This window comes from Bacteroides sp. NSJ-39 (assembly GCF_014287315.1).
In the GTDB taxonomy this organism is placed as follows: Bacteria; Bacteroidota; Bacteroidia; order Bacteroidales; family Bacteroidaceae; genus Bacteroides; species Bacteroides finegoldii.
In genome coordinates, this window is record NZ_JACOOB010000002.1 from 86406 (window position 1) to 105104 (window position 18699).

Below are 18699 nucleotides of genomic sequence, written 5' to 3' on the forward strand. Positions count from 1 at the left end.
GGGTAGAATGCTATGCTCAATCTTCTATGCGTAAGAAGGCAGTGGAAAATAAGGATTCCATCATGCCTTTTAAATCTCGATGGGCATTTAAAACAAATGCTGTCGAGTGGCTTGTATTGTTACCTAATGTTACTGCCGAATTCGATTTGTTCGGCTCTCCTTATAAACACTACACATTAAGTCTCGGTATCAAAGGCAACTGGAATACTTCTCAAAATTATAAACCTAGCATTGTATATAATCTGGTTGATGCCCGTATGGAGTTCCGGAAATATTTCCGTACTACTCAACGTAACTTCCATCATCTGGATTCTGCTTCTTTCTTTCAACGGATGAAAGAGGAAGTGTTCACTATTAAACGTTTCCATCCTCGTTATTGGCGTGCCTATTATTGGGGGGTGTATGCTGACGTTGCTAATTATAATTTTAAATTTGGTTCGACAGGAATGCAAGGTTCTGCTTACGGTTTGGGTGTATCCGGTGGATTCAGTATTCCTTTATATGGTTATCGCCAGAACTTCATTGATTTGGAGTTAGGTGCCAGTGTCGGATTTGTATATACTAAATATGATGCGTATAAGCATGATGCTGAGAGTAATTGTTATCCTCGCTTACCAGAAAAAAGCAAGGGAGGTCATTTAGTTCCTTTCCCGGTTGTCAGTGATTTGCGGGTAGCTTTTGTTTATCGTTTCTCTACTTCTGTCAAGAACAAGTATAAACTAATTGATTATGATAAGATAAATGCGCGTGCGGAAGCTAAGCGTCAAAAGCAATTGAGGCGTGATTCTATTAGTGAAGCACGGGATAGGGCGAAACATCTGAAAGAGTTGCAGAAAGACTCTATACGATTGGCAAAAGAAGCTTTGGATCAGATAAAGGACTCACTTAAGAGACAAGATAAGTTGATGAAAGATTCTTTGGAACAAGTGAAAAAGTTGGAGAAGAAAAATTTAAAGGAAGAGAAGAAACAAGCTGGGAAAGTAGTGGAAACACCTGATATACAACAATCAACGGAGGAACAGCAACCTGCTCAGGAGAAACAGCCTGCTAAGTCTGACTCGCCTGAACCGCAGGCCGTCGAACCACAATCTTTGAAAGATCAGGGAATCGTGCCACTAACGACTAATGAGGGAGGTGAAGCGTAATGAAAGTGACTGTTATATATCAAATTCTATTGGTTTCCTTGCTTTTGGTCGGTTGTACAAAGGTAGATCTGTGTGATGAAACTACACATCCGCACGTGGTGGACGGGTTCTCGGTTACATATAATTGGAATGAACTGGGCTTATCTGCCGATGAAACGCCTGAGAAACTATATTTTGTAGCTACTCGTATCCTGAATACACGCCATATAGTTTATCAGACAGATAAAGATGGAAACTTTAAAGTGGAGAAGAGCAAAGAAGAAACGGCAATAACTCCTGATGACGGAAATACTGAAACTTTGGGTGATGGCTCAACCACTCGCGACAATACCGACATCACGACTCCCGATGACCAGTCCGAACCTCAGAGTGAGTATCAGCCTGATATCAAGCTTCCTGGAGGTGAATACGTGATGATGGCTTTTACTGATCCGGCATATCCGATGGTGAAGAAAGAGAAAAAGGATGAGGACGGGAATGTTGTAAAAGACATGAATGATAATATCGTCATGGAGGAAGTGAAAGATACGAGAGTTGAATTGCATAATTTGGATGAATTCAAGGAAAACGATGCTGTTCACATGAAAGAAGTAAAAATGCGTCATCATGCATTAGAGAGTGTTACGGATATTGTTCATGATACATGGAAGGATTTGAATCCCGGCATTGAACATGTATGGGAGGCAGGTCGTAGATTAATCATTTCCCGTTGTGATTATCTGGAACTGAATGCGGGGAATAATTATGAACAACCATTCAATTTCACCTCTTTAACTCAGCATATTGATATTAACTTTTACCTGGACTTGGTAGAGGATGGAGAGGGTGAAGATAAACAACAGCTGAAACCGGAAGATATCAAATATATTTTTGTCGAAATGTCTGGGATTGTGCCGGAAATTTCTCTTTCTACCGGATTGTTGAATACTTCATCTTTGAAAAGGGTGATTGTGAAAGTGCCTGTTCCTACTACAGGAGAAACTATAACGGAAGAAAGTGGCAAGAAATGCACCACCTTGAAATGTACTGCCTCTATGGATGTGTTCGGTTTAGTCGGTGGTATGGATAATTATGCGATTATGGGACCGGGAGTTTGCTGTCTGGCTCTTTCAGTGAAGACCGGAACAAAAGAATTTATTTCTAACGGTATAGCCAATCTTTCCAGAAAGATCAAGGAATTAGGCTTGACCGAAGAAACCGGACAGGTGAATGAGCGAAGGAGACTGAAAGATAGCGGTGAATTGACTATTGATGTCCATTTACGTATCACTCCTTCCGGTGCACAAGGTGGAGCAGGTAGTGATGGAGTAATAGGCTGGGACGATGTAACGAATGAGATTCATGTGGATATATAAAAGTATGATGGAAAGAGGTCAAACATATATAGGCGTAAGACAGGTCTTGTGGGTAGGACTTTGTATGTTGCTACTGTGCGGTTGTTCCAGAGGTACGTATGTGGGCGAGTTACCGGAAGATGACGATGCACCTTTGACGGAGAATATTCCTATCGTTTTAGGTTTTGGTGTATCGAGCTTTGATATATTGACGCGTGGAAGTGGAGCTGTCGAGAGTGGAACAAATTTAGAATTTTGGAAGAATGCGAAGTTCTACGTTTATGCATTTAATAAGAATGTAGAAACCGATTTGTCTGTTCGTTGGAGTGAGGCAAATGAAGACATTTGTTTATTGGATGCAAACAGACTTTCGGAAGATGGGGGACAATCCTCCAGCCATGGGAAAGAGGTTCGGGTAAAGGTTGATAATTCGAACTTAATGCCATTCTTTCCTGATGATAAAACAGGCTCACAGGATATTTACTATAATATGAAGCATACGGATTGGCCGTATAACTTCTTTGCTTATTATCTGGATGATTTGGATTTAACACAACTTCAATGCGTTCGGGAGAAGAATCGTATTTATTATGATGTAGAGTTGGATGGGCGTAGGGATTTTATGTCTTCTGTGGCCAATCCTAAATTGCAGGAAGATAAATATGCAAATAATCCCTATAAACAAAAAATCATGGACCGTGCATATAGCGCCTATTCTGCTAGTCATGGTTTGAATCCAGTGTTTAGTTTTCAGCACCATTTGGTGCGTCTGCGATTTGTAATCTGCCGTCCGGAGGAGGGAGGAAGTGTACCTTCTATCAATGAAAGTTTGGTTGTAAAAAAGGTTAGTGTAAAATCTAAAGTTCGGGGACGTTTTACCGTTGCTGTCAATGATATAGATGCGGATGATGCAGGAAAACCTCATGTAGGGCTATCTTTTAATAGAGAAGACTACGCGTCGGAGGAGGCTTATGCGAATAGTGAAGACTATCTGTACTTGTTGAAAAAGAATGGTGAGGAGATAGGGAGTGACGGATGGTGTCGGGTAATTGACTGCAAGAAGTATTCAGAGTTAAGTGCGGAAGATAAAAAGAAGCCTTCTTTTTTAGGAAAAGAAGATGAGAATGATAATAGCGGTGCCAGCTTGTTATTAGCGCCTGCTACTACTTATTCGGCACGTATCTTTTTGGATGAAGATAAGTCGAGTGACCCGGGACATGGATTTGTAGATGTTGATTTGGAGCCTGGTGGAGGAGCTGGTTTTGTAGCAGGTGGTGCGTATGTAATCTATTTAACAATTAATAGTTTATCTGATATTAAACCTAATGTTGAAATCGGTGAATGGACACCGGGTGGAGAAACTATATTAGATCCGGATGGGGAATTTGAAGATAAATAAAATGTGAAATTCAAATATATTTATTAATTTAAATTGTATTATTTATGAAACGATTTCTTCTTTATGCAATGATGACAGCCGGAGTGTTGGCGTCTTGTTCACAGGGTGAGAATGATGGTTTACCTCAAGATGATTCTGTAAATGGAGGTACTGATGCAGCTCCTATTCTATTGTCGGCTGTGGCTCCTTCAGCTTCTGTTGAGGCTTCGACAAGAAGTGCAGGTACTGTTGGTGGGAAAGGTGACGCTAATGTTTGGAGTGGTCAAAGATTGCATATTTTTGCATTCCAAAAAGACGCAATTACTGGTGAAACTTATGGTGATAAAATTACAGGTGATAAGACTTTTTTTGATAAGATTGGTATTGCTGCCAGTGACAATGAAACCGTAGTTAAATGGGAAAATGATCAGACTTTATATTTCCCTCGTAGTGGTGCTTATGATTTCTTTGGTTACTATGCAGATGATGCATTGGGAGAAAATCCAACTTATGAAACAGGAACAAATACATTATATGCAAACTTTACAATTGATGGCTCTCAGGATCTTATGATTGCTAAAGCAAAATTGTCAACAGAACAGGAGGCTGCACTTGGCGATGACAAGTATAAAGCATATAGTGCATATACTGCTCGTAAAGGATATCAACCAGCAATGACATTTGAACACTTATTGACTCGTTTAACTTTTAATATACAAGGTATGGGCGATCAAGGTCCGGAAAATGTATATGTAAAGAGTATTCGTGTTAAATCAAGAAATACAGGTAAATTGGTTTTTGCTTATGTAACAGATACTGATAAGGGGGCTGTTTTTGACCAATTTACACCGGAGACTCTCCCTTTCTTATATCTGAAAGAGAGAAATATGCAAGGTGTTATGCAGGCATTGGACGCAGACATTACTTTCACAGAGGCTGACCTGACTGAGGATATAAAAGATTTCAAAGGTACTATCGGAAAATACCATGCGTCTGCAACTGGTGCTGCAAATGCGACTCCCGTAGGAGAAGCTTTGTTGGTTGAACCGGGTGTAACATCGTATGCCCTTGAAGTGGATGTTGTACAATATTATAATAAAAATGGTAAGATAATAACAGATTTAACTCAACGTGAAAATACTTATAAGTTGAATTTGGACATTGCTAAAGTTGCTCCTCCTAAAGGTGAACCGACTCCCACAATATTTGAAGCTTCTAAATCTTACGATGTAACTATTCAGGTACATGGCTTAACTGAGATAACTCTTACTGCTAAATTGGGCGAATGGAAAGATGGAGGAAGTATTGTGTTCGATCCTGATAATGATTTTTCAAATGATGTAAAATAAGTAATGAATATGAAAAAGAATCTTTTATATGTAATGGCAATGGTCGCTGTTTTCGCAGGCTGTTCAAGTGGTGAAGGTTTTGACGAAAAAGAAGGAAATAATACTCCAGTAGAACCGGTAGATAATAGTGAAGTCGAAATAGCTTTCGGAAAGGCAACTACGGTGAGTGCAGTGCAACAGTATAATAATACTAGAGCAGCTCTTGGGGATACCTGGAACGGTGAACAAATTGGAATTTGGGGAGTAGATCGTTCAGAAACTGCAGAATGGAACTTGGTTAGTTCTCATATATTTGGGCAAACTGATCCTGTGACTGCTACGGTTGCAAGTGGTGGAGATGTGACTTTTGATAATGGCCCTTATTACTATCCGATGAGTTCTAAAGTTAATTATAGTTTCTATTCTTGTTATCCGGTCGTTAGAACTGCTGTTGCTGCTAGGAGGTCGATTTCTTGTCCATATACAATTGATGGTAAGACTGATATTATGTGGGGAAGTGCAGTTTGTGAAGATAAGATGGTCGATGGTGTTACATACTCAGGTTATAATGCATTATATTTTCGTAAAGTGGTTGACGCACCTGTTCCTGATTTGAAATTTCAACATTGCTTGACTAGATTAAACTTTGTAGTTCAAAAAGGAATTGAAGGGGGAGGAAAACCTGTCCCTGTTGCTGTTCAAGATATAAAAGTCTTGAATGTTCCTACTGCGGCTAATTTAACAGTTGTGGGAGATGGTGCTGGAACCTTGACAGAGTCTGGTGCAACAGGTGAGTTGTCTTTGTATAATGGAGATACTCCTTCTTTTGATACGATTGTTGTTCCTGAACTTGGTCAAGAAAAAGCATTGGGAACAGTGCTGTTAATGCCTTCAAAAACAAAAGAATATGAGTTGGAAGTTACTTTGGTAGCCCTCGACGAGAATAACACTCCTACTGGAAAACCAGAAAAGGGTATTGTGAAAATTAACAGTAAAGTCGATTTCGCTCCTAATACCCAATATAAAGTCACTTTGACAGTGTATGGATTACAGATAGTCCAGGTTCATGCTACATTGGGTAAGTGGGAAACCGGAGAGGATATAACTCAAGAGGTCAATTAAACATTAAAAAAGTGTTTATGAATAAATGGATATTAGGTGTATCGGTTATATTATTTTTACTGACATCTTGTAGTAAAGATAATGATGAGGGTACACCTCAATCTGATGATATAATGAATGGAGGGGCTGAATTGAAATTCAGCTCCGATGTTCTTTCGTCTATCGTGGTTGACGTTGATCCTACTAGGAGTTCGACTCGTGCGCCATTGAGCTCTTTTGAGAACAACTCTCAAATTGGAATTTATGGAATACCGGGAGTTGATGGAGGGAAGAATGAATCATGTAATTTGCGTGATTGTAAATTTGAATCCGATTTTCAAAAATATTTGTTTAATGGTCGATATACCTATGTTTCTGGGTATGACGAATTACAATCGGAATTTCAGGCTACATATCCATCACGAGCAAATCCTGCTTTATATTTGTATGGGTATTATCCTTATACGGACAAGGCGGAATATCGTGAAATTGCCGGAGCTTCTCAGTGGGCTGTTCCATGGCAACTAGATACTGACAATATGGCTAATACAATAGACTATCTTTATACAGGTGAAAAATTCGTTCGATATTCAGAATGGGGACTCAATCCAATTACTTTGGAGTTTCAACATGCCTTTGGTAGAGTGGATTTTAAGTTCTATACGACGAGTATGGCTGTTCTTAATAAGAATTATACTGTAGAGTCTGTTACAATAACTTGTATTTCCGGTAAAAAAGGTTGGATGGCAATTGCCAATGGAAGTATGTCATTTACAACAGAGCAATTTACTTCTACATATAAAGTCGTGGATGGTTCTGTCGCATGGAATATACCAGGTGAACCGGCAGCTCGTTTTATGTTTCCTCATACTCAGACGCTGATAAAAGAAGTGACTTGTGTTATGAGAAGCGGAGCTGGAGAGGTTAAGAAATATACTATTTATGATCAATATTCCGGTTATACAATTCCGGTACGGCAAGGAGAAATAACAAATATGAATGTTAAATTCTTGCCAAAAGATGCATCCATCTCATCTGCAGTCGATGTAAATTCATGGGATAGCAATACGACTATTGATAAAGATGTAAAGTTATAATAACGACATGACACGAATCGTAAAATATCTGTTCTTCTTTATTTTGCTGCTTGGAGCTGGAGCACAAGAGATGTGCGCCCAGCAAATAGCAGTGAAAACCAATGGCTTGTCACTTTTGGCAGGAGTGCCTAACTTAGGATGTGAACTTGTAGTGGGAGAACGCTCCAGTGTTGATTTAAGTTTCTATGGAGGATACAAACCTTGGGGGACAGATATCAAGCTTATCGGAGTACAGCCGGAGTATCGATATTGGTTTAACGGACGTCCTATGGTGCGTGAATACATCGGTATATCCGCTTTAGGTGCGAGCTATGATATGCATCTGGGAAAACATATTTACGATGGAGATGCCATAGGTATTGGTATAACGATGGGATATTCAATGGTATTGGGAAAACGCTTGAACCTTGAATTTTCGGCAGGTTTCGGAGCCGTTTGTTTCTGGCACCAACAATACTATGAGAATGATAATTTTGAGGATTATCTGATAAATAATCCGGGAAAGACGAATGCGCATGGATATAAATTGTTTCCAGCCAAGTTAGCGGTTTCTATTTCTTATATTATTAGATAGTTAGAAAGTGAGATTGTAGATATGAAAGTAAATTTGATAAGGGTGAACGGAGCTATGAGAATAGCTTTTCTATTGATATGTTATTTAGCTACTTGTGTTCAGTTGAATGCGCAAGCCCCCAAATTAGTGATGGGACGTATTTTGGACAAAGAAGCATCCGAGAAGAAACGCAAACCTGTCCCGTTTGATATTTCTTCTATTGGTGACATAAAGATTTATTATTTCAATACCGTTCAAGAAGGAAAGGATATGGAAGCGGCACTGAACAAAGACAACATCAGTTTGACCCTTTCAGCCATGTACGAAGTACCCGATGCGACGGGAGCTTATCAGATTACTTTACCGGAGACCGGTTCATTGGTTATCAAAGTAAGTACGGCGCCCGCTGTATTTGAAGCAATCAGTGGTCGACGGGAGATTACTACGTATGTAGATATGGGACACATGATTAGTCAGGTAACCGTTGTGGGGCAACGTACGGAGGTTACGTCCATGCCCGAAACGCCTGATCAGTATGGAGATATGATTATTTTGAACGGAGCGAAAGTTGCAGTTCCTCCACGTATTGGAAAGGACAATGCCCGAATGATCGTACAGCCATACGTGATAAATAATAGTAAAGGAAAGAAAGTTGAAATGTATCGTCTGCCTCGTGTATACGATGGTTCGCAATATTATCTGACTCAGGACCGTCGTATGGGATATGATATAACCCGGGATTCGCTGGACGCTTTTATCATTGAAAACGAACCCCTCTCAGCGGAGAAGGCTTCCTATATGTGGAATGATACAATCAAACTATCCAATGCGCAAGATAACTTCCAAGTGCTGGCTCTTATGCAGATGGAAGATTATACGCGTCCTTATTACGAACGCTTGTTGGAGCTCTCTACCCGTAGCCCCAGACGTCCGTTACGTTTCCTCGAATATTCGCTCGACCAGTATGAACTGGACCCTAAGAAATATGAGGAAAAACCGAAAGTTGAACGCCGTACCGGTGTGGAAGACATTTCTTTGAGCTTCTTACTGGGGAAGGCGGAATTGGATCCTGAAGATCCTAATAATGAAGTACAGTTGAATAAACTGAAAGCGAAACTGTTGGAGGTGGTAAATGGCGAAAGTTCTACTTTGAAAGAGCTTCATTTGTATAGCGTTTCGTCACCGGAAGGTTCTTATGCGTCTAATATGGCTTTGTCGCAACGTCGTCTGGCGTATGCACGTTCGTTGGTGTACTCTGTTATTCCGGCTCATACGATGCAACGTTTGTATACTTATACACCTAATGATTCGCGAGTTGCTACTTGGTTGGAGGTAGCGGATTTGCTGGAGCAAGATACGCTGCCTGCGGAGGCTGCCGCTATTCGCGAAATTGTAGAGAAATACCCGAAGAACCAAGACCAGCAATTTCGGCAAGTAGCTGCTTTACCATATTATAGTACTATTATAAAAAGCCATCTTCCCAAATTGCGTTCAATGAAGTGCGAATATACCGCAGAAATTTATCGTGCCTTGACGAAGGAGGAAATATTGAATCGTTACCGGAATGATCCTGATTATCATTCGGGAAAAAAGAACTTTGCTTTGTATGAATACTGGCACTTATTCAATATGGTGAAAGATCCTAAGGAATTGGAGGAGCTGTATCGCCGTGCATATCACTATTCTCAAGAATTGACGGGTGGAAAACCGTGGGTGCTGGCTGCTAATAATTTAGCGGTGGCTTACTTGAAACGCGATACGGTGGATACGGAAGTATTGAAGCCGTTAATTGATTTCTCAGTGAGAGGCTGTAATGTGGAGCGTACGTTTGACGGACGTGTGATTGGTATTGATAATGTTGAGGAGGTGGTAGCCAATCAACTTGCCATGTATTTGAAGAAGGGAGATTTTTCGGAGGCCAGTCGTCTGGCGCAATTGCTGCCCGACAATGAGAAGAACAAGAAGATAAAGGCATTTGCGTTCTGCTTGGGAGGATATTATAAAGTGACCAGCGGATTGAATGATGCGGAAATAGCCCGTCGTCTGGAAACATTTGAATTGGTCAAGAATAGTTCTCCTCTTAATAATGTCGTGATGTGTCTGGCGATGAAGACACACGCATGGAATGAAAAAGCGGAGAAAGCATTGGAGGATTTACCCGCAGACGATCCGAAGACGATGTATCTGAAAGCGGTGTTATATTGTCGTAAAGGAGACTTTTATGCCATGCAGGCAGAAGAGGCGTTGACAAACTGTTTCAAGAAGGACAGCAGTTATATCTCAATAGCCGAATGGGATGGAGATATCAGTGAAGACTGTTTCAAATATGCTAAGATGGGGTATGAAGATGCAATGACTACGGGAGGAAATGAATAGCTTAAATAGATAAATAATGGTGATGAAAAGATATATATTGACGTGTATTTGTTGTGGAATATTTGCGGGCGGTGTACTTGCCCAGCAGCAAGATTCCATTGCAAAGATGCGAGATGCAGCAGCTGCTCAGGATTCCGCAATGCAACGAAGAAGCCAGGCCGATACAGCCTATCGTGTGAAGTTCAATGCAATGAAGTATTCAATGCAGAAACGTTATCAGCCTAAAGGGATGGAGTTCAACAATAAAAAGTTTCTTGATAACTTCTTCTTCGGTTTTTGGGGTGGTTACAACCGTATTATTCCACAAGGGGATATGAATCTTTCCGGCGGACCGGAAATCGGACTGTCTGCAACTAAATTCTTTTCTTCTAAAAACGGAATGCGACTCTATGGAACATGGCAAAGCGCCAGTCGCCAGAGTGATAATGAAAAATGGAGCAATTATTCGTTCGGTATAGATCATATATTCAATCTTAGTACGGCTTTTGCCGGATATAATCCTTATCGTATGTTCGAGATTTCTACGGTTGAAGGGTTGGGTGTACATCTCGCTTCTTTGGCTGGAGAGAAAAAAAGAGCGGGCGATTTCCATCTAGGTTTACAGATGAAGTTGGCCACCGGCACGCGTCTGGACGTGTTTGTAGAACCGGCAATCTCCTTTTATACCGATAATATCGATATCTCCGGAGAAAATAACTGGCACGGATATGATCTGGGATTTAATGCCCGTGTGGGGATGAATTATCGTTTAGGTACCTTCAAGCAGCGTGGAAGTACGGAAGCAGGAGAGGAGAACTTCTTGGACAATACTTTCATCAGTGCGGCTATGGGACTTCAAGCGCAAAATTCCTCATTGGCCAGGGAACAAGGACTGCTGGGCTCTACAGGACCTGTTTTTAATGTGTCCGTAGGTAAATGGTTTTTGGATCTGTTTGGTTTCCGCTTATCTGCATTCGGATCGTATGATGCGTGGAAAGAGAATCAAAAGGCAGGTATGGACAGAATGACTCTGTATGGAGGCGGACGGGCAGAAGTGATGTTGAATCCTTTTGTGTTGTTCAAGAAAGAAGCGCGTTCTATGCGGTGGGGAGTTGTCCCGATGTTCGGTGTCGAGTTGGGGATGATGAAGAAACAGGATGAGCAGGAGGTTATTTCTAAAACATATACGGGATGGACAGGTGGAGTACAGTTTAAGTATTATCCGATAGAGAACTTGGCTTTCTTCGTAGAACCACGTATGTCCTTCGTACCTTATACCTTTACAGAGAAGACGATTTCCGGAAAAGTGAATGAGTATTCTTTTATGGATAAGCTGATGAATATTAGTGTAGGGGTCGAATTGCGTCGTCCTACTCGTCCGCAATGGCAGCAGTTAGCCAAACTTAGGGGAGATTTTACTCCTTATTATTATACTTCTTATGCTGTCGGCATGACAATGCCGCAACAGTTGAACCGGCCTACTTCACGCCGTCCGGGTTTCATTACCGGAGCTGCGGTCGGACGGCAGTTTAGTCCGCTTTCCGGATTCCGTTTAGGACTTGACTTCAACAATGCGGCTACCCGTTTGGCGGATGCTAAGGTTGACCGTTACACTTTTACGAGCCTTTCTTTGGATTATATGTTTGATATATCCAATTGGGTAATCGGTTATGATCCGGAACGTAAGTTTGGTACGGAAGTTTTTGCCGGTCCGGTCATTACCCATCGCTTTGAACCGGGAAAGACCTATTTGGGAGGAGAAGGCGGTGTACGTCCTTATTGGAGGCTAGGTGAGCAATTTGATGTTTTTGCTGAGTCTAAATTGCGACTGTATACGCAACGTTATATCAATTCGCGTGAGGGTAAGGGAACTCCTTTACAGCTCTCTTTTGCGGTGGGTACTTCGTATCGATTCAGCCCTTCTTATCGTAAGAGATTGTTAGAAAGCGGTTTTGGTGATGGAACATTCTGGGGAAATACTTTCATCAGTGGAGGGGTCGGCTTTCAGTTCCTGAGTGGCTCGGGACGTTCTATGGGGGCTTTAGCTTCGGTAGGGCCTACTATGAGTGTATCTGCCGGTAAATGGTTTCTACCTTTCTGGGGATTACGTTTCTCCGGTTTTGCAGGTATAAGTAGTTGGGGGCAGGCTGCGCGTGAAGATGGAACTCTTGCTGACAAGCGAACGATGCAAGGAGGAGTCCGGATAGAGAGTATGTTGAATCTTCTTTCTTTCTGGCAGCATGATAATGAACAACGTTGGGGAATTGTTCCGATGTTAGGTCTGGAACTAGGTAAGGTACGGAGGCAAAATGAAAATATAAAGGTTAGTGCGGCAGGTGCTGCATATGCCGGTGTGACGGCAGGGCTGCAATGTAAATATTACTTCTCCGATCATACGGCATTATTTATAGAACCTCGTTTCTCTCGTATTCCTTATTATTACAGAGATGTCAACGTTATTGATAATTATGTGGGGCCTCGCATCTCTACGGCAGATAATGTGATGAGTGTGCAGGTCGGACTGGAATTCCGTCGTGCAGGTGGTAAGACGTTGAAAGAGCTGGCTGCTCGCAGAAGTGAATTCGAGCCTTATTATTTTGCCTCATGGAATGTAGGTGGAAATATGCCTATTCATCGGGTGAAACTAGATGACGGTTCTGGTCTTGGAGTTTTAATAGGAGTGTCTGGGGGACGGCAGTTCTTCCCTTGTTCCGGTGCACGGATAGGCTTGGATTATGTTGCTTTGCCGGGAAAGAATGGATCGGATGCCCGTAAGTTGATTAGTTTATCGGCAGATTATCTCTTTGATGTGACTCATTTTATGGGAGGTTATAATCCGGACCGTAAATTTGGTGTCGAGTTGTTTGCAGGTCCTGTGTTGTCATTCGGAAAAGAGCCTAATAAAACGAATATCGGTGCGGAGGGCGGTGTACATTTTTATTATAAACTGCTTAAGGGATTCGGTGTTTTTGCCGAACCTCGTTTGCGACTATACACTAAAGATATATGGTCGGGTGGAGATTTGACTCCTGTTCATGCGTCATTCTCGGTGGGAACCTCTTACAGATTTTGATTTATGAGAGTATAACGTGTACTCAAATATTGCAAGCTTTTTTAGGGATATTCCTTAAATATAGAATATAAGGCAACTAATTCGTAATGAAGAAGTTGCCTTGTTTATTAAATATAGTCATCGCCCAATTGAATTTGGGCGTCATTGACATATTTGCGGATGGAATGTTCTTCGTCTTTACGGCAAATAAGTAAGACGTTTTCGGATTCCGCTATCAGGTATCCTTCCAATCCGTCAATTACAGCGAGTTTTCCTTTCGGTAATACTACCATATTGTCTTTGCTGTTATATAAAAGTGAATAACATTTTAAACTGACGTTACCTTCTTGGTCTCTGTCTGATAAATCATAAAGTGATCCCCAAGTTCCAAGATCAGACCAACCAAAATCTCCTAATGATACATATACATTATCTGCTTTCTCCATAATGCCGAAATCGATGGACACATTAGGGCATGCTGGGAAATTTTCTTCAATAAATGCTTTTTCTCCATCAGTGGCATAAATTTCCTTTCCGGGCGCCAGTTTAGAAGTCAGCTCGGGCAATAAGGATTCACTCGCTTTGATAATGCTATTTACATTCCACATGAACAGTCCGGAATTCCAATAAAATTCTCCACTTTCTACAAATACTTTAGCTAATTCCAGTTCTGGTTTCTCGGTGAATGTTTTTACTTTGTAGAAGTTATCTCCGGCAGGCTCGGCAATTTGTATATATCCGTATCCGGTTTCCGGTCGATTAGGCTTAATTCCTAGTGTCAGTAGCTTTTCAGAGTGTGAGACAAAATCCAGTCCTTTTTCGATAGCGGCAAGAAATTCATCTTCCTTTAAAATAAGGTGGTCTGAGGGGGCCACTACTATATTGGCATTTGGATTCAGTGCCCTGATGTGATAGGAGGCCCAAGCTATGCATGGAGCAGTATTTCTTCGTGCTGGTTCTAGCAGTATTTGTTTTTCGTTTACTTCGGGTAGCTGCTTTTTAACTAAGTCTGCATACATTGCATTGGTAACGATAAGAATATTTTCTGTTGGTATTACCTTTTGGAAACGGTCAAACGTTTGTTGTAAGAGTGAACGACCGGTTCCGAAGAAATCTAAGAATTGTTTAGGCAATGTTTTGCGGCTAAACGGCCAGAAGCGGCTTCCAATACCGCCACCCATAATCACGCAATAATTATCCTTGTTTGTCATAACAGAGACTCTATTTAAAAGTTTCTGCTAATGTACGGCTTATTCTCTGAATATAGAAGTGTTTGAGATATGTTTTATTATTTTTTTCTCTTTTTTCCTACCAAACTATTGCAGATTCAAAATAATGTCGTATCTTTGCACCGCAATTGAGAAATCAAGTATGCCCAGATGGCGGAATCGGTAGACGCGCTGGTCTCAAACACCAGTGGATTCACTTCCATCCCGGTTCGACCCCGGGTCTGGGTACGAATAAACTCTGATAATCGCCTGATTATCAGGGTTTTCTGCTTTTATAGGGCGTACTAAATGTGTACTGAATGACGAATACAAAGAAAAGGTGTACTTTTATAATTTTTCTCCCTGTATCTTTATAATTTCTTAACTCTTATCCTGTCTTTTCTTCCTTATTATTGCCGATGTTTTCGGGAAAAGTGAGATTCTTACCTTATATTTGTAGTAAGAACGTTTAAAGGCACACGATTATGGAAAATCATATAGAAACCAATTTCAGAGAAATACAGAAGATATTAGATAGTTGTATAGCGCATGACTATAAAACTAAAGTAGATGCACTATTTTTAAAACGTGAGTATTTGACGCAAGCCCAGCTAAAGGATTATTTGCGGCAAGAAATTTTTCGTGTGACCGAGGATATTGTAGCTATTCAACAAAAATATCGTGTACTGCAATATATTGTACTGGATATGGATATTCCCGATTTTTTATGGGAAAGCAGTTTCTTTGAGGATTTGAACTCTGATGAAAAAAGAAAGTATATTAGTTTCCGGTGTTCTGATTTCGATATGGATGCATATTTACGTGAGCCATTCTGTTATGATGAACAGCTTCCTTACTTTTCCATCATTATTAATTTTGTCGTACTTTCTAAGTATTTGAACCATCTTCAAGAACAGGAAAGCGAATACTATATAGATACAGTTGCCATCCAAGCACAAGAACAGACCTTGCCAAAAGAAAAAGAAGCGAGTACGGAAAATAAACCAGTTAAGATTGTAGGTAAAAGTAATCCTTTTAAATCCGTACTTACCCAAAAGGAAATCAGTCTGCTTACTGACTGTATCAATGAAGCTCATGTTTTTACTACCACAATAAATGCAAGAATACTTACCGATTTTTTCAACTGTAAACTTGACGGTGTTCTGAAAGTTAATAATACACGTTTGTTTGCCTACCTTATGATGCAGCTTGGCTGCTATAATTATATTGTTTATGAATGGCAGTCTGTCATAGCAAACAATAAACTGATACTGGGAAAGATAAAAGGAGAACCGCTTACACGTACTGACCTGTCGAGTGCGACAGACCAAGCAAAAAACATCTATCCGAAAGGATATGAAATCATAGACAAATACATCGAACAACTGAAAAAAGGTTGAGCATAGATTGAACGCTCAAACAAAGGTCAATTAGATTTCATTTTCAAGCTCTTAACTTTGCCCCCGTTAACAAAAAAAACGAGGGTGCGCACCTTCATATTGTTTCACCTAAATTCCTAAACAATATGGAAAGAGATTTAGAGTTAAGAGTTTCCGAACTCGAAAAGATGTTGTTCCTTTCAAAGAACGTGCTTAGCTTCGATGAAGCGAGCAGGTTCTTGAACCTTTCTAAAAGTTACCTGTACAAGCTGACTTCGGGTAACTTGATACCCCATTACAAGCCGCAGGGCAAAATGCTTTATTTTGAGAAAGCGGAGTTGGAAGCATGGTTACGTCAGAACCCGGTCAAGACGCAGGCGCAGATAGAGCAGGAAGCGCAGAAGTATATCCTTAACCGTCCTCTAAAGAAATAACGGCTATGGAAAATAGAAAAGCGACAGAAGCCGGGCAGGACATCACCATGCAGAAAGAGGATTTCGCAGCCCTTTGGAAAACCATTCATCTAAAGGTGACGGACACTTACGAAGTGCCGCCCGAAATACTCTGGGTGAACGGCTCTACCATTGGCACGCTGGGTAATTTCAGTGCATCCACGGGTAAAGCCAAGAGCAAAAAGACATTCAACATTTCCGCTATCGTTGCGGCAGCGTTGAAGAATGACGAGGTACTGAAGTATTCGGCATACCTGCCACCGAACAAGCGGAAAATCCTCTATGTAGATACCGAGCAGAGCAAATACCATTGCCATAAGGTCATGGAGCGTATTTTGCGCCTTGCCGGATTGCCTACCGACAAGGACAGGGACGATTTTGTTTTCATCGTGCTAAGGGAGCAGACCCCCGACAAGCGGAAACAGATTATCGGCTATATGCTTGAAAATATGCCCGATGTGGGGTTACTCATCATTGACGGAATCCGTGACTTGATGTATGACATCAACAGCCCCAGCGAATCAACCGACCTAATCAACCTCTTGATGCGCTGGTCAAGCGGATATAACCTGCATATCCATACCGTACTGCATTTGAACAAGGGGGATGACAACACAAGGGGGCATATCGGTACGGAACTGAACAACAAGGCTGAAACCGTCCTGCAAATCACGAAAAGCCAGCAGGACGGCAACATAAGCGAGGTAAAGGCGATGCACATACGTGACCGGGAGTTTGACCCGTTCGCATTCCGTATCAATGACAACGCTTTGCCCGAAATCGTGGACGGTTATGTATTCCAACAACCTAAGCAGGACAGGAACTTTCCGCTTACGGAACTGACCGAACAGCAACACCGGGAAGCGTTGGAGAACGGTTTCGGCAAGCAGGTGGTACAAGGCTATTCCAATGTCATAGCGGCATTGAAACAGGGTTATGCGAGTATCGGTTACGAGCGTGGACGCAATGTCCTTGTGTCACTTAACAAGTTCCTTGTGAACAAGCGCATGATTGTGAAAGAGGGCAAGGGCTACCGCTATAATCCCGATTTCCATTATTAAAAGTCAGTTTGGTTTAGTCCGGGTGTATATACAAGAGGAATGGACTTACTATTTCCCAGTATCGAAACAAGCAGGTTTAGTATGGTACGGGTATATATATAACGGACTAAACAGGACTGGCGCACTTTTCAACTATTTTTTAATCCCCAAAAAAGAAAATGTTATGAATATCGAAGATGTGAAACAAATACCCATCGCAGACTATCTGCACAGTTTAGGCTACTCTCCTGTCAAGCAGCAGGGCAACGGCTTATGGTACAAATCACCGTTAAGGGAGGAACACGAACCGTCTTTCAAGGTGAATACTGACCGCAACCTTTGGTATGACTTTGGCGCAGGCAAGGGCGGCAACATCATCGCATTGGCAAAGGAACTCTATTGCTCCGACAGCCTGCCATACCTTTTAAACCGGATAGCGGAACAGACACCGCACGTCCGCCCGGTCAGTTTTTCTTTTCCCCAGCGTAGGACAGAACCGAGTTTCCAACATTTGGAAGTCCGTGACCTTACCCATCCGGCATTGCTCCGTTACTTGCAGGGACGGGGTATCAATGTCGAGCTGGCAAAAAGAGAATGTAAGGAACTCCATTTTACCAATAACGGCAGACCGTTCTTTGCTATCGGTTTCCCGAACATGGCAGGAGGTTACGAGGTTCGCAATTCCTTTTTCAAAGGCTGCATCGCCCCGAAAGACATCACCCATATACGGCAGCAGGGAGAGCCGAGAGAGAAGTGTTTGGTATTCGAGGGTTTTATGGACTATCTTTCTTTCCTCACGCTCCGGATGAAGAACTGCCCGACCATGCCCGACCTTGACAGGCAGGATTATGTCATACTCAACTCTACTGTCAATGTGCCGAAAGCCATTGACGTGCTGTACCCGTATGAACGCATCCACTGTATGCTTGACAATGACGAGACGGGGTATAAGGCGACACAGGCTATTACGTTGGAATATACCTACCGTGTGCGTGACTTCTCGGATAATTACAGGGGTTATTCGGACTTGAACGATTACCTGTGCGGCAGGAAGCAGGAACAGAAGAACAGCACCAGCCAAGCGCAGGAGATAAAGCAGGAAACCGGACAACGTGCCGCCCCAAGACAGAAAAGGGGCAGGGGCATTTAGTCCGGCAGGATTGCCAGCGGCAGGCGGTTTCATAGGGAGAGCAAGGTTATGTTTCGGTAGACCGAAACCACCTTGCTTTGCTCACCGCAAAGAAGATTTCTCCCGTTGGTCGCAATTTTTAAGACAT

At 41.8% G+C, this 18699-nt stretch carries 14 protein-coding genes and 1 tRNA gene; 14 read left to right on the forward strand and 1 reads right to left on the reverse strand.

Annotation, left to right across the window (positions count from 1 at the left end; genetic code table 11):
• Positions 1-26: 26 nt before the first annotated feature.
• The 9 genes from H8S63_RS03210 to H8S63_RS03250 are packed head-to-tail and all read left to right on the forward strand — an operon-like array spanning position 27 to position 13364.
• Entirely contained in the window at positions 27-1145 is a 1119-nt protein-coding gene (locus tag H8S63_RS03210; protein ID WP_229102154.1) for a DUF3575 domain-containing protein, read from the forward strand.
• A complete protein-coding gene (locus tag H8S63_RS03215; protein WP_186925715.1) occupies positions 1145-2500 on the forward strand; it encodes a hypothetical protein in 1356 nt (451 codons plus the stop codon). The genes H8S63_RS03210 and H8S63_RS03215 overlap by 1 nt, the downstream gene beginning before the upstream one ends.
• A gap of 4 nt (positions 2501-2504) precedes the next feature.
• Complete coding sequence (locus H8S63_RS03220; RefSeq protein WP_229102153.1) at positions 2505-3878, forward strand: hypothetical protein; 1374 nt, start codon at positions 2505-2507, stop codon at positions 3876-3878.
• 44 nt (positions 3879-3922) lie between these two features.
• On the forward strand, positions 3923-5206 hold the full coding sequence (locus H8S63_RS03225; RefSeq protein WP_186925716.1) for a fimbrillin family protein: 1284 nt from the start codon (positions 3923-3925) through the stop codon (positions 5204-5206).
• 9 nt (positions 5207-5215) lie between these two features.
• Positions 5216-6307, forward strand: a complete 1092-nt coding sequence (locus H8S63_RS03230; RefSeq protein ID WP_255467624.1) for a fimbrillin family protein — start codon at positions 5216-5218, stop codon at positions 6305-6307.
• A gap of 17 nt (positions 6308-6324) precedes the next feature.
• The gene (locus tag H8S63_RS03235; RefSeq protein ID WP_007756595.1) at positions 6325-7383 is read left to right on the forward strand and encodes a fimbrillin family protein; all 1059 of its coding nucleotides are present in this window, start codon (positions 6325-6327) and stop codon (positions 7381-7383) included.
• 7 nt (positions 7384-7390) lie between these two features.
• Positions 7391-7957 (forward strand): DUF3575 domain-containing protein, encoded by a 567-nt coding sequence (locus H8S63_RS03240; RefSeq protein WP_007756596.1) that lies wholly within the window; start codon positions 7391-7393, stop codon positions 7955-7957.
• A gap of 21 nt (positions 7958-7978) precedes the next feature.
• Positions 7979-10312: a hypothetical protein gene (locus H8S63_RS03245; protein ID WP_055279411.1), complete on the forward strand. Its 2334-nt coding sequence runs from the start codon at positions 7979-7981 to the stop codon at positions 10310-10312.
• 22 nt (positions 10313-10334) lie between these two features.
• Positions 10335-13364 (forward strand): hypothetical protein, encoded by a 3030-nt coding sequence (locus H8S63_RS03250; RefSeq protein ID WP_229102150.1) that lies wholly within the window; start codon positions 10335-10337, stop codon positions 13362-13364.
• A 107-nt stretch (positions 13365-13471) separates the two neighbouring features.
• On the opposite strand, the gene H8S63_RS03255 is transcribed toward H8S63_RS03250, so the two are convergent.
• Positions 13472-14554, reverse strand: coding sequence for a mannose-1-phosphate guanylyltransferase (locus H8S63_RS03255; RefSeq protein ID WP_186925719.1), 1083 nt, complete (start codon positions 14552-14554; stop codon positions 13472-13474).
• Between the two features lie 162 nt (positions 14555-14716).
• On the opposite strand from H8S63_RS03255, the gene H8S63_RS03260 reads away from it, so the two are divergent.
• The 5 genes from H8S63_RS03260 to H8S63_RS03280 all read left to right on the forward strand — a co-directional run bounded on the left by H8S63_RS03260 (position 14717) and on the right by H8S63_RS03280 (position 18572).
• Positions 14717-14800: transfer RNA gene (locus H8S63_RS03260), tRNA-Leu, on the forward strand.
• 236 nt (positions 14801-15036) lie between these two features.
• The gene (locus H8S63_RS03265; RefSeq protein ID WP_055293702.1) at positions 15037-15951 is read left to right on the forward strand and encodes a hypothetical protein; all 915 of its coding nucleotides are present in this window, start codon (positions 15037-15039) and stop codon (positions 15949-15951) included.
• 125 nt (positions 15952-16076) lie between these two features.
• Entirely contained in the window at positions 16077-16364 is a 288-nt protein-coding gene (locus tag H8S63_RS03270; RefSeq protein ID WP_055293700.1) for a helix-turn-helix domain-containing protein, read from the forward strand.
• A 5-nt stretch (positions 16365-16369) separates the two neighbouring features.
• Positions 16370-17443 (forward strand): AAA family ATPase, encoded by a 1074-nt coding sequence (locus H8S63_RS03275; protein WP_055293699.1) that lies wholly within the window; start codon positions 16370-16372, stop codon positions 17441-17443.
• Between the two features lie 163 nt (positions 17444-17606).
• Entirely contained in the window at positions 17607-18572 is a 966-nt protein-coding gene (locus H8S63_RS03280) for a toprim domain-containing protein (protein WP_055293697.1), read from the forward strand.
• Positions 18573-18699: the final 127 nt, after the last annotated feature.